Origin of the sequence: Streptomyces sp. NPDC057702 (genome assembly GCF_042799315.1) — a bacterium.
In the GTDB taxonomy this organism is placed as follows: Bacteria; Actinomycetota; Actinomycetes; order Streptomycetales; family Streptomycetaceae; genus Streptomyces.
In genome coordinates, this window is sequence record NZ_JBHVJC010000020.1 from 149,553 (window position 1) to 161,986 (window position 12,434).

Consider the following 12,434-nt stretch of genomic DNA (forward strand, 5'->3'; position numbering starts at 1 on the left):
CACGCGGACCGTCGCATGAAATTGAGATGTGAGTCACGTGGGGCGGGGGGAACGGCGATAACGGCCGTTCCGTGGGCCTACGCTGGCCCCTCGTGCGCCCCATTCCCCGCGCGTCGCTAAAGCGGCGCGAAATCGTCACCGTCGTCTTCGTCGTGCTCTGCTGCGTCGCCGCGGCGCTCACGCTGTCGCACTGGCTCCGGGACGAGGAAAAGGCGGCTCCGCCACGTCTGGACCTGGCGCGGCACCTGCGGTCCCACGTCGCCGACTTCCCCCGGGAGGGCGGATACCGGCCACCGACGCGGGCCGAGCGCGCGCACCTGCGAGCGGGGGTGGCCCTGGTGCTCGACGGGCGGCCCGAGGCGGCGCGAAAGCCACTGGCGGCCGTCGGCTACACCGCGCGCACGGTGCGCCTGGCGGGTACGGAGCGGCTGGTGGCACAGGTCACGGAGGAGCGGGCGACGCGACGCGGCTGGGGCGAGGCGTATGTGGACCTGGGGGCTCCGGTGTGGTGGAGCGCGCAGGTCCCGCACCCGGTGTCGGACCTGCGCAGCGAACGGGTGGGCGCCGAGCTGTTTCGGCGCGCGCCCGGCGGGGTGCTGGTCGTCGCCGGTGCCCGACGAGACGCGGGAAAGGGTGATATCGCGGACATGGCACATCGGAATGACTCCGCTTTTGACGCGATCTGCACGCTGTTGACGATGCGCCGCATTCCGGGCATTCAACTCCACGGTTTTGCCGACGAGAGCGCACCGGAAAGCGATGTCGTGATTTCCCCGGGGGCTGGCGACGCGGGGGCCGTGATAAAGGAAGCGGCGCGCACCGTCGCCGGCGCGGGGTTCGAGGTGTGCCGCGCCTGGCGCCGCGATTGTGGCGCCCTGGAAGGGACCACCAATACGCAGGGCGAGGTGGCCGCGCGGCACGCCGTTCCCTTCCTGCACGTGGAGATCAGCCACTCCGTGCGGGATTCCGCGGCCGACCGTTCCCGACTCGCCGCCGCGCTGGCCGAGGTGGCCGGCCGACTGCCCCGGCACCCGGGGCGAGCCGCGTCGGGCTAGTCCGTCCGGTCGGGGCCGGCGCGCAGCCGGCTGTGGGCGCGCCCGTACGCGAGGTAGATGACGCAGCCCAGCGCCATCCAGGCCGCGAACCGCAACCAGGTCTCGGTGGGCAGGTTGAGCATCAGCCACAGCGAGGCCAGCACGGAGGCCACCGGCAGCGCGGGCACCAGCGGGGCCCGGAAGGCGCGCGGCAGATCGGGGCGGGTCCGACGCAGGATGACCACCCCGACGGCGACCACGGCGAAGGCGAACAGCGTGCCGATGTTCACCAGTTCCGCCAGCTCGTGCAGGCTGGTGAACCCCGCGATGACGGCGACCACGGTGCCCAGCAGCACGGTGGAGCGGTACGGCGTGCCAAAGCGCGGATGGACCTGGGAGAAGGCTCTGGGCAGCAGCCCGTCGCGGCTCATGGCGAAGAACACCCGGGTCTGGCCGAGCAGCAGGATCAGGCACACGGTGGTCAGCCCGACCGCCGCGCCGAAACTGATCAGCCCCGAGTAGAACGGGTGTCCCCGGGCCTTGAACGCGTCGGCCAGGGGGGCGTCCACGGTCAGTTCGGTGTACTTGCGCATGCCGGTGACCACCAGCGAGACGGCGACGTAGAGCAGCGTGCAGATGACCAGCGAGCCGAGCAGGCCGCGCGGCACGTCCCGCTGGGGGTCACGGGTCTCCTCGGCGGCGGTGGCCACGATGTCGAAGCCGATGTACGCGAAGAAGACGACGGCCGCCGCCGTGAAGACGCCCTGCACACCGAAGGTCGTCGCCTCGTATCCGAACACGACCTGGATGAGCGGGGCGGTCATCCCCGAACCCCGGTCGGCGCTGCCCTGCTCCGGGGGGATGAACGGCCGGTAGTTGTCGGCCCTGACCAGGAACGCCCCGGCCACGATCACCAGCAGCACCACGCCCAGCTTGATCGCCACGACCAGCGTGGTGACCCGCGCGGACAGCTTCATCCCCGCGACCAGCACCGCCGTCACGAGCACCACCAGCACGAAGGCCAGCAGGTCGAACCCGAACCCGTCCGCCTGCCCCGCCCCGCAGAGCCAGTCCGGCAGCCGCCAGCCGACGTTGTCCATGAGCGAGCGCACGTAGCCCGACCAGCCGACGGCCACCACGGCGCAGCCCAGGGCCAGTTCCAGCATCAGGTCCCACCCGATGATCCAGGCCGGCAGCTCGCCGAGGGAGGCGTACGAGAAGGTGTACGCGGAGCCGGCGACCGGGACGGTGGAGGCGAACTCCGCGTAGCACAGGGCCGCCAGCGCGCAGACGGCGCCGGAGATGAGGAACGCGAGCGCGACCGAGGGGCCCGCGGTGTCCCTGGCGATCTGTCCGGTCAGGACGAAGATGCCGGTGCCGATGACGACCCCGACGCCGAAGACGGTCAGGTCGAGGGCGGAGAGCGACTTGTTCAGCGCGTGCTCGGGCTCCTCGGTGTCGCGGAGGGACTGCTCGACGCTCTTGGTGCGGAAGTAGCCCCCCGCGCCGCCCCCGGGTGTCCGCGTGCTCATCGCCGCTCCTGTGCCCTGGCCGCTGGGTCGCGCGTTCGCGACAAGCTCTCGCATCGCGGCGCCCGGCCGGCCGCGCACACCGCCGGCGCCCGCGCGGTTCACCCGATGGGAGGTGGACGAGGCCGCCCCGCTCACCCACCCGGCCCACGCCCGCACCGCGCGCGGCGCCCCGCCCCCGCAGTCTGGTCGCACCACGACGCCGGGCCGGCCCCCCGTGGCGTGGTGCGCCGTGGGAGGCCGGCCCGGCGGGGGCGGCGGTGGAGCCGGGGCGTCGCCGCGAGGTGACGGCCCGGCCGTGGAGGCTGGTGCTAGTCGCGCGCGGGCTGCGCCGCGCCGGTGCGGGCGCCGGCCGCGTCCGCCTCGTACCGGCCGTCGATGCGCGCCACCAGGCCGGTGACCTGGCGGGCGATGTCCGGCGCGGTGAGGCCGATCTCGGCCAGCAGTTCCTTGCGGGAGGCGTGGTCGAGGAAGCGCGGCGGGATGCCGAAGTCGCGCAGCGGCACGTCCACGCCCGCGTCGCGCAGCGCCTGGGCGACGGCGGAGCCGACGCCGCCCACGCGGCTGTTGTCCTCGACCGTCACGACCACCCGGTGCCGCTCGGCCAGCGCCGGCATCGCCTCGTCGACCGGCTTGACCCAGCGCGGGTCCACCACGGTCGTCGAGATGCCCTGCTTGTCGAGGAGGTCGGCGACCTCCAGGCACATCGGGGCGAGCGCGCCGACCGAGACGATCAGGACGTCGGCGCGGCCGGCGGCCCGGCCCTCGGGGGCCGGCTCGCGCAGGATGTCCATCCCGCCGATCCGGTCCACCGCCGTGACCGCCGGGCCCACCGCGCCCTTGGAGTAGCGCACCACGGTCGGCGCGTCGGTGACCTCGACCGCCTCCCGGAGCTGGGCCCTGACCTGGTCGGCGTCGCGCGGCGCGGCGATCCGCAGCCCCGGGACGACCTGGAGGATGGACATGTCCCACATGCCGTTGTGGGAGGCGCCGTCGGTGCCGGTGATCCCCGCCCGGTCCAGCACGAAGGTCACTCCGCACCGGTGCAGCGCCACGTCCATCAGGACCTGGTCGAAGGCGCGGTTGAGGAAGGTGGCGTAGACCGCGAAGACCGGGTGCAGCCCGCCGGTGGCCAGGCCCGCCGCCGACACGGCGCCGTGCTGCTCGGCGATGCCGACATCGAAGACGCGGTCCGGGAACGCCTTGGCGAACTTCTCCAGGCCCACCGGCTGGAGCATGGCGGCCGTGATGGCCACGATGTCCTCGCGCTCCTGGCCGAGCTTGACCATCTCCTCGCCGAAGACCGAGGTCCAGTCCGCGCCGGAGGAGGAGATGGGCAGGCCGGTGTCGGGGTGGATCTTGCCGACGGCGTGGAAGCGGTCGGCCTCGTCCTGCAGGGCGGGCGTGTAGCCACGGCCCTTCTCGGTCAGGCAGTGCACGATGACCGGGCCGCCGAACCGCTTGGCCCGCTCCAGCGCCGACTCCAGGGCCTCGATGTCGTGGCCGTCGATCGGGCCCACGTACTTCAGGCCCAGGTCCTCGAACATGCCCTGCGGCGCGATGAAGTCCTTCAGGCCCTTCTTCGCGCCATGCAACGTGTCGTACAGCGGGCGGCCCACGACCGGGGTGCGCTCCAGCAGGTCCTTGCCACGGGCCAGGAAGCGCTCGTAGCCGTCGGTGGTGCGCAGCGTGGCCAGGTGGTTGGCGAGGCCGCCGATGGTCGGCGCGTAGGAGCGCTCGTTGTCGTTGACGACGATCACCAGCGGGCGGTCCTTGGCCGCCGCGATGTTGTTCAGCGCCTCCCAGGCCATGCCGCCGGTCAGCGCGCCGTCCCCGATGACGGCGACGACGTGGTCCTTCTTCCGGCGCAGCTCGTTGGCCTTGGCGATGCCCTCGGCCCAGCCCAGGACGGTGGAGGCGTGGCTGTTCTCGATGACGTCGTGCTCGGACTCGGCGCGCGAGGGGTAGCCGGAGAGGCCGCCCTTGCTCTTGAGCTTGGAGAAGTCCTGACGCCCCGTGAGCAGCTTGTGCACGTACGACTGGTGCCCGGTGTCCCAGAGCACCCGGTCCTTGGGGGAGTCGAAGACGCGGTGCAGGGCGATGGTGAGCTCGACCACACCGAGGTTGGGTCCGAGGTGACCGCCGGTCTTGGCGACGGCGTCCACCAGGAAGGAGCGGATCTCTGCCGCTAGCTCGTTCAGTTGCTCGTGGCTCAACCGGTCAAGGTCGCGCGGCCGGTTCACACGGCTCAGCAGTCGCCACCCGTCCGCCGCCTCCGCACGCGCTGCACGCGGCTCCTTCGGCACTTGCGCCTCCTTGGTGTAGAGCTGTCGAGCCTTGCCAGATCCAACGAGTCTAATGTTCCGCACTTGACGGTGATGCTGGGCCGATGCGATGTAACTCACGCGAGTGGTCCAGTTCTCGGCCACCGGGTCGCCCGCCGGCACAGACGTGGCGTACGCCGGGCGGGCCGGGTTCCCGATCCGCCCGGCGTACGGTAGTGCCCGCCCGGAACGGGCCCCCTAGCGCCCCCGACCGGGCCGGGCGGGGCCCCGGCCGGGGTAGGTGGGGTCCTAGCCGCGACCGGCCGAGCGCTGCGTGCGCCGCGAGACCGAGTCAATTACCACAGCCGCGAGCAACACGCCACCGGTGATCATGTACTGCACGGACGCCGCGATGCCCAGCAACGTCATGCCGGAGGCGATGGAGCCGATGACGAGCATGCCGAGCAGCGCCGACCACACGCTGCCCCGGCCGCCGAAGAGGCTAGTGCCGCCGATGACCGCCGCGGCGATGGCCTCCATCAGCAGGTTGCCGGTGCCGGCGCCCTGGTTGGCGGCGGCGATCCGGGAGGCGATGAACAGGCCGCCGACCGAGGCCATGAGACCGGAGACCGTGAAGACGGCGATCCGTACGGCGGTGACGTTGATCCCCGCCCGCCGCGCGGCCTCCACGCCGCCGCCCACGGCGAAGACCCGGCGGCCGAAGCGGGTGCGGCGCAGCAGCACGTCGTAGCCGACGAGCACCACCAGGAAGATCAGCAGCGCCAGCGGCAGGCCCTTGTACTCGTTCAGCCGCCAGGCCGCCGCGAAGGCCAGGACGGCCAGGACGGCGGTGCGCACCAGGATCTCGCCGAGCGGCCGGGAGGGCACACCGGCGGCCTGACGGCGCCTGGCGTCCAGGAGCTGGGCGGCGAGGAAGAGCGCGACGGCGAGTCCGGCGACGCCGTAGGCCACGGCGATGTAGACGAAGTAGTGGCTGGTCAGGTGGACGATGAAGCTGTCGCGGTCGAGGTTGATGGTGCCGGTGGTGCCCAGCACCTGGAGCATCAGCCCGTTCCACGCCAGCAGCCCGGCCAGGGTGACGACGAACGCCGGGACGCCGACGCGGGCGAAGAAGAAGCCGTGGACGGCGCCGGCCAGCGCGCCGGAGGCCAGCGCGATCAGGATGGCCTGCCACTCGGCCAGGCCCTCGTTGACGTAGAGCACGGCCAGGACGGCGGCGGCCAGGCCACTGACCGAGCCGACCGACAGGTCGATCTCGCCCAGCAGCAGCACCAGGACGATGCCCACCGAGATCATCCCGGTGCCGACGATGTAGATGGAGAGGTCGGACAGGTTCTTCGGGGACAGGAACGCCGAGTCCCGCCACTGGAAGACCGCCCAGATGACGGCGAGGCCGACCACCACGGGCAGCGGGCCCAGCTCGCCGCCGCGCAGCCTGCGGCCGAACTCGCGCAGATAGCCGCGAAGGCCCTCCTCCCGGACGAGCAGCCGGGGATCGACGGCGGTGACCGCGCCCGCGGCGGCGGGCCCGCCCGCCAGGGCCGGGGCGGGGTCGGCCGGCGCGCTCGCCACCGGGGAGTCGGCGGCGGCGTCCGGGCCACCGGTGGTCTCGCCCGGCTCGTCGGACGACTTGTTCAGATCGGTGCTCACGCGTGCTCCTCCGCGTCCGAGGTACGGGCCTTACGGCGGGTGACAGCGTTGTCGGTGGCGCCGGTGATCGCGGAGACGATGTCCTCCTGCGAGGTCGTCCGGACGTCGAAAGTGCCGTTGTTGCGGCCCAGCCGCAGCACCGCGACCCGGTCCGCGACGGCCTTCACGTCGGCCATGTTGTGACTGATGAGGATCACCGCGAGGCCGCGCTCGCGCAGCCGCTCCACCAGGTCGAGCACCTGCGCCGTCTGCTCGACGCCCAGCGCCGCGGTCGGCTCGTCCAGGATCACCAGGCCGGGTTCGCCCAGCATCGAGCGGGCGATGGCCACCGTCTGCCGCTGGCCGCCGGAGAGCGAGGCGATGGGGATGCGCACGCTGGGGATGCGGATCGAGAGCGTCTCCAGGAGCTCGCGCGCCCGGCGCTCCATCTCGACCTCGTCGAGGATGCCGAGGCGGGTCAGCTCGCGCCCCAGGAAGAGGTTGCCGACGACGTCGATGTTGTCGCACAGCGCCAGGTCCTGGTACACGGTCGCGATGCCCAGCGCCTGGGCGTCGTGCGGGCGCTCCACCCGCACCCGCCGGCCGCGCCACTCGATGACGCCGCCGTCGGCGGGGCCGACCCCGGCGATCGTCTTGACCAGGGTGGATTTGCCGGCACCGTTGTCGCCCACCAGGGCGACCACCTCGCCGGCCCGGACCTCCAGTTCGACATCGGTGAGCGCCTGGACGGCACCGAATCGCTTGGAGATCCCGCGCAACGCCAGTACGGGCGTAGCGGTCACGTCAACCATCTCCTTCACCGCCCACGGGGGCGGGGGATGCGCCGCGCCCACGGGGGCGGGGCACGTAGGACATCGGGGGCGGCCGTGGGCTCGCGACCACGGCCGGGAGCGGCGGCTACCGCAGGCCGGCCCGCTCGCAGGCGCTCCGGTACGTGCCCGCGCAGATCTTGCCCAGCGGGTACAGGCCGTCCTTGAGCACCGTCTGCCGGATGTTGTCCACGGTCAGCGCGACCGGCGGGATCAGGGTGGCCGGCACGTCCTGGTCGGTCGGGCTGTCCACGGTGGTCCTGGCCGGGACGTCCTCGCCCCAGCCGAGGGCCACCGCCATCTCGGCCGCGGTCCTGGCCTCGATCTTGTACGACTTGTAGACGCTCATGAACTGTTCACCGGCGATGATCCGCTGCACGGCGGCCAGCTCCGCGTCCTGCCCGGTGACCGGCGGCAGCTTGTCGAAGCCGCCGTGCTGGAGCGCGGTGATGGCACCGCCGGCCATGCCGTCGTTGGCCGCGTAGACACCGACGATCCTGTCCTTGCCCAGCGAGGAGATCGCGCCGTTCATGGCGTCGTTGGCGAGGTTGGGCAGCCACTTCTCCACGTCGTACGACTTGCCGATGGTGACCTTGCCCCGGAGCACGGAGAGCGCGCCCTGCTTGTACATGGCGGCGTTGGGGTCGGCCTCCCAGCCGTTGAGCATGACGATCTGCCCCCGGCCGGCCTTGCTGCCGATCCTCTCCAGCAGCGACCTGGCCTGCACCTTCCCGACCTCCGCGTTGTCGAAGGAGGTGTAGGCGGAGATGGGGCCCTCGGCCAGCCGGTCGTAGGCGACGACGGGGATGTCCGCCTCGTGGGCCTTGTCGACGGAACTGGCGATGGACTTGGAGTCCACCGAGTCGAGGATGATCACGTCCACGTTCTTGGTGATCATCGAGTCGACCTGTTGCTGCTGGACGGAGGCGTCCGACTTCGCGTTCACGTATGTGACGTGGCAGGCCGCGCACAGCTCCTTGACCCGCTTGGTGATCAGGGGCTTGTCGAAGTTCTCGTAGCGCGCGGTCTGGTCTTCCGGCAACAGGAGCCCGATGGTAAGAGGGTCGCCCTTCGCGCGGTCCCGGGACCGGTCGCTGTCGGCTTCCTTGGCCTTGCCACACGCGGCAAGACCGACGGTCAGGCTGACCGCGGCGGTGGCGATGACGACACGACGGAGCGTCGCGTTCATGTGGGGTACCTCCCTGACGCGGCCGTCACTGCGGCCGAGGTGGCTGGAAGTCAACTCGGCGGTTACTGGTGCGTCAAGAAGTAAATTCTTAACGAGATGGCAACGATGCCATTCCTTACGTAGGTGAACGGGTGACGCCGCGCCCCGGGCCGGCGACAGGTCGGAACAGGCGACGGTCGCACACCCCACGGGCAGCCGCCACGCCGAGCGGGCGGGACCCGGGCCCCGCCGCACACCAGGCGGGCGGGGACGGCGCGCCCGGGGCCCGCCCGAGCCCGGGTGGACGCGGCGGAGGCGGAGGGCGCGCGGGCACGAAGCGGAAGCGGTGTCGGGGCGATGCGGGCACGGGGTACGTGGGGCACGAGGTGCGTGGGGCACGAGGTGCGTGGGGCACGAGGTGCGTGGGGCACGAGGTGCGTGCACGGGGTGGCGCGGGTACGTCGCGGAGGTGGTTCGGGTGCGCCGTGGGGCGGGCCGCACGGCGTACGGGACGAGGCGCGCGGCGTACGGAGCGGGAGCCGCACGGGCGTACGGAGCGGGAGCCGCGCGGTGTACGGGGCGGGGGCGTGTGACGTACGGGGCGGGGCCGTGTGCGGCGACGGGGTGGGCCCGGCTGGGGGCACGGGCCTGACGAGGTGGGCCCGACGGGTGGCACGGGCCTGACGAGGTGGGTCCGGCGTGCTCCGGGCCGCGTACGGGCGGGGCCTGGCTCCCGGGGTGGGTCGGGGTCGGGCGGCCGGTGGGGGCGGGATCGGTCCGGGGTGGGCGCCGGTCGAGGTGGGTCCGGGAGCGGGTCCGGGCAGCGTCGGGGTAGGGCGGGGTGGGTCAGGTCAGGGCCGGGGACTCAGCGGGCAGGGCCGAGGAATCGGCGGGCGGTGGGGCGTCCAGGAGCGTGGAGTCGCCCATCTCGCTGAGCACCAGGGCCAGGGCGCCCAGCACCTCGGCCCGGCTGCCCAGGGCTCCCGGCAGCACCGAGAGCTGCCGCGCGGCGCTGGGGATGGCGTAGCGCGCGACCGAGTCCCGGATCGGGTCGAGCACCAGGTCACCGGCCTCGGCGAGGTCGCCGCCGAGCACGACCCGGCTCGGGTTCAGCAGGTTGCACAGGTTGGCCACGCCGCTGCCGACATGGCGTCCGACGTCGGCGACCACCCGACGGCACCCGGGATCACCCTCGCGCGCGAGCGTCACCATGCGCTCCATGGTCAGGTCGGGGCCGTGGCTGGAGTGCAGCAGCGGCAGCACGTACCGGGCGGCGGTGAAGGTCTCCAGGCAGCCCCGGTTGCCGCAGCGGCAGACCGGGCCCGACTCGTCCAGCGTGATGTGACCGATCTCGCCCGCCGTGCCCCCGGGGCCACGGTAGATCTGACCGCTGATCACCAGGCCCGCGCCGACGCCACTGGCCACCTTGATGTACGCCAGGTCGGCGACGCCGCGTCCGCTGCCCCACACCAGTTCGCCGAGCGCGCCCAGGTTGGCGTCGTTGTCCACGTACACCGGGACGCCCAGCCGCGCGGCGAGGTCGTCGCGCGGGTTGCTGCCGGCCCAGCCCGGCAGGATCGCCGTGGAGCCGAGGGTTCCGGTGGCGACGTCGATGGGGCCGGGGACGCCGAGGCCCACGCCGATGACCTTGCCGGGGTCGATCCCGGTCGCCTCGATCAGGCGTTTGACCAGGGTTTCGGCGCGGTCCATGCCCTGCGCGGCGGAGGCGTCCACGTCCAGCGGCTCGGTCTCCTCGGCGAGCACCCGGTGTGCCAGGTTGCCGACGGCGACCCGCAGGTGCGCGTGTCCGAAGTCGACGCCGACGACGATTCCGGCGTCGCCGCTCAGCGCGACGCTGCGGGCCCGGCGGCCACCGGCGGAGGTGGGGGTCACCTCGACGGTGCCGCCGTCCTTGAGCTCGCGGACGATGTTGGAGACCGTGGCCGCCGAGAGTCCCGTGGTCCGGGCGATCTCCGCCTGCGTGAGCGAACCGGCCATACGCACCGCGCGTACGACCCGCTCAAGGTTGGCCCGGTGCAGCGACGACTGCGATCCCGGAGTCTCCACGCCCATCCACTCCCGCCTCGGCGTACGGCTCGACGGCCGGCTGCCGGCCGGACCGCAGGGGGTGGGTCCGGCGCTGTCTCCAACATGTGAACTCTAAGCTCAGCCGCACCGATCGCCGCCCGTCAAGTCCTCGACGGACCACGACCGCCCGACGGACAGCGGTCCGTGGAGGCCGGCGCCGTCGGGGCCGGGCGGCGACATCGCGCAGCGGCACACCGTAACGCGAGTCGGGCCCGCCGCGCCCCTCGGCCCCCCACCGCCACGGCGGCGGGACGGTCGCCCCTCCCCCCGCCCGCCCGCCGCCCCGGGCACGGCAGCGGCCCCGGTCCCACCACGGGGCGGGGCCGGGGCCGTGCTGGGCCGGGGCGCGGTTACTTGAGCGAACCGGCCGTGAGTCCGGCTTGGACCTGGCGTTGGAAGATGATGTAGACGGCCAGGACGGGGATCATGGCGATGAGGAGGCCGGAGAAGAGGACGGCCCAGTTGCCTTTGTATCCCTGGGAGACGGCGAGTTCGACCAGTCCCTGGGGCAGGAGTTTGTCCTTGTCCTCGCCTTGGTTGAGGACGTAGGGGAGCATGTACTGGTTCCACTGGCCCAGGAAGTTGAAGATCCCGATGCTGATGAGTCCGGGTTTGGCCATGGGGAGCATGACCTGGAAGAACGTGCGGGTGTGTGAGGCGCCGTCGATCATGGCGGCCTCGGCGACCGAGGTCGGCAGGGTCCTGAAGAAGGAGGTCAGGAAGAAGACGGTGAAGGGCAGGGAGTAGGCGATGTAGACCAGGATCAGTCCGTGTTTCGTGTTGAGCAGTTCCATGTTCTGCAGCACGAAGTACAACGGGACCAGCGCGAGGACGATCGGGAAGCTCATCCCGCCCACGAACAGGTAGTAGATGAACCGGTTGCCACGGAACTCGAATCGGGCCAGGACGTAGGCGGCCATCGCGCCCAGCAGCATCGTGCCGAAGAGTGAACCGGCCACCACCACGGCCGAGTTCAGGAAGTACCGGCCCATGTTCGCGGTGTTCCACGCGTCCGACCAGTTCTCGAAACGCAGCGAGGTGGGAAGCGACCACGGCGAGGTGAAGATCTCCCGGTCGCTTTTGAGTGAACTCATCGCCGCCCACAACAACGGCAGCGTCACCAACAGCCCCCACACGGCCAGAATCCCGTGCGAGAACACGTTGAGCACCCCACCCGCCCGATCCCCCACCCCCCGCGCACCCGACACCGACGGCGGCACCTTGGTGAGGGTGGTCCCGCTTTCTCCGTCCCCTTTTCCTCCTGCTGCGTCTTCCTGGCCCTTTATGGTCGCGTCCGACGGGCCCGTGGGCTGAGACGGCGGCGGTGTGGTCACGGTGCTTCACTCCCCCTGTCAGGGCGTCGGTCGGCGACGGGGCGCCGGCGGTGCGCGCCGCTCAGGTCGCGTTCCGGGTGCGAGAGGCGCGTCATGTCAGAACTCCAGCCTTTCCCGGCGGCCCAGGCGCATGACCACGGCCGCGAAGACCATCGTGACGATCAGCAACGCCACACCCAACGCGGTCGCGTAACCCGCCTGACCATCCCGAATGCCCTTCGTGTACACAAACCACGTCAGGACCTCGGTCGAGTAGTCAGGACCTCCCGGGCCCACCGTCATGATCTGCACCACCGCGAACGCGTCCAACGCCAGGATCCCCATATACACCCACCCGGTCTGCACCGTGTCCCACAACAACGGCAACGTGATCCGGAAGAACGTCGTGAACCGGTTCGCCCCATCCAACAACGCCGCCTCGTAGAAATCACGCGGAATCGTACTCATCGCCGCCGAGAACAACACCACATAAAACCCCACGTTACTCCACACCATCACCGCCATCACACACCACAACGCCAAACTCGGATCACCCAA

Annotated in this window: 9 protein-coding genes; 1 reads left to right on the plus strand and 8 read right to left on the minus strand. The window is 71.7% G+C overall.

The window, feature by feature from the left end; translation table 11 throughout:
* Positions 1–92: 92 nt before the first annotated feature.
* Positions 93–1,055 carry a hypothetical protein gene (locus ACFVFR_RS17495; RefSeq protein WP_383702387.1) on the plus strand — a complete coding sequence of 321 codons (963 nt, stop codon included), beginning with the start codon at positions 93–95 and terminating at the stop codon, positions 1,053–1,055.
* Here ACFVFR_RS17495 and ACFVFR_RS17500 read toward each other — a convergent pair.
* The 8 genes from ACFVFR_RS17500 to ACFVFR_RS17535 all read right to left on the minus strand — a co-directional run.
* Positions 1,052–2,566, minus strand: coding sequence for an amino acid permease (locus tag ACFVFR_RS17500; RefSeq protein ID WP_383702389.1), 1,515 nt, complete (start codon positions 2,564–2,566; stop codon positions 1,052–1,054). The genes ACFVFR_RS17495 and ACFVFR_RS17500 overlap by 4 nt on opposite strands.
* 308 nt (positions 2,567–2,874) lie before the next feature.
* Positions 2,875–4,818 carry a 1-deoxy-D-xylulose-5-phosphate synthase gene (gene dxs, locus ACFVFR_RS17505; protein WP_383702420.1) on the minus strand — a complete coding sequence of 648 codons (1,944 nt, stop codon included), beginning with the start codon at positions 4,816–4,818 and terminating at the stop codon, positions 2,875–2,877.
* 318 nt (positions 4,819–5,136) lie between these two features.
* Entirely contained in the window at positions 5,137–6,498 is a 1,362-nt protein-coding gene (locus ACFVFR_RS17510) for a sugar ABC transporter permease (protein ID WP_383702391.1), read from the minus strand.
* On the minus strand, positions 6,495–7,289 hold the full coding sequence (locus tag ACFVFR_RS17515; protein WP_383702393.1) for an ATP-binding cassette domain-containing protein: 795 nt from the start codon (positions 7,287–7,289) through the stop codon (positions 6,495–6,497). Before ACFVFR_RS17515 ends, ACFVFR_RS17510 begins: the two co-directional genes overlap by 4 nt.
* A 106-nt stretch (positions 7,290–7,395) precedes the next feature.
* Positions 7,396–8,496 carry a substrate-binding domain-containing protein gene (locus ACFVFR_RS17520; protein WP_383702394.1) on the minus strand — a complete coding sequence of 367 codons (1,101 nt, stop codon included), beginning with the start codon at positions 8,494–8,496 and terminating at the stop codon, positions 7,396–7,398.
* Between the two features lie 825 nt (positions 8,497–9,321).
* A complete protein-coding gene (locus ACFVFR_RS17525) occupies positions 9,322–10,542 on the minus strand; it encodes an ROK family protein (RefSeq protein WP_383702396.1) in 1,221 nt (406 codons plus the stop codon).
* Positions 10,543–10,913: 371 nt separating this feature from the next.
* Complete coding sequence (locus ACFVFR_RS17530; RefSeq protein WP_383702398.1) at positions 10,914–11,897, minus strand: carbohydrate ABC transporter permease; 984 nt, start codon at positions 11,895–11,897, stop codon at positions 10,914–10,916.
* A gap of 96 nt (positions 11,898–11,993) precedes the next feature.
* On the minus strand, positions 11,994–12,434 hold a 441-nt coding region (locus ACFVFR_RS17535; RefSeq protein WP_383702400.1), incomplete at its 5' end, for a carbohydrate ABC transporter permease.

Coding starts and splice junctions, on each gene's coding strand:
- ACFVFR_RS17515 (WP_383702393.1), bottom strand. CDS start 7,289: ATGGTTGACGTGACCGCTACGCCCGTACTGGCGTTGCGCGGGATCTCC.
- ACFVFR_RS17520 (WP_383702394.1), bottom strand. CDS start 8,496: ATGAACGCGACGCTCCGTCGTGTCGTCATCGCCACCGCCGCGGTCAGC.
- ACFVFR_RS17500 (WP_383702389.1), bottom strand. CDS start 2,566: ATGAGCACGCGGACACCCGGGGGCGGCGCGGGGGGCTACTTCCGCACC.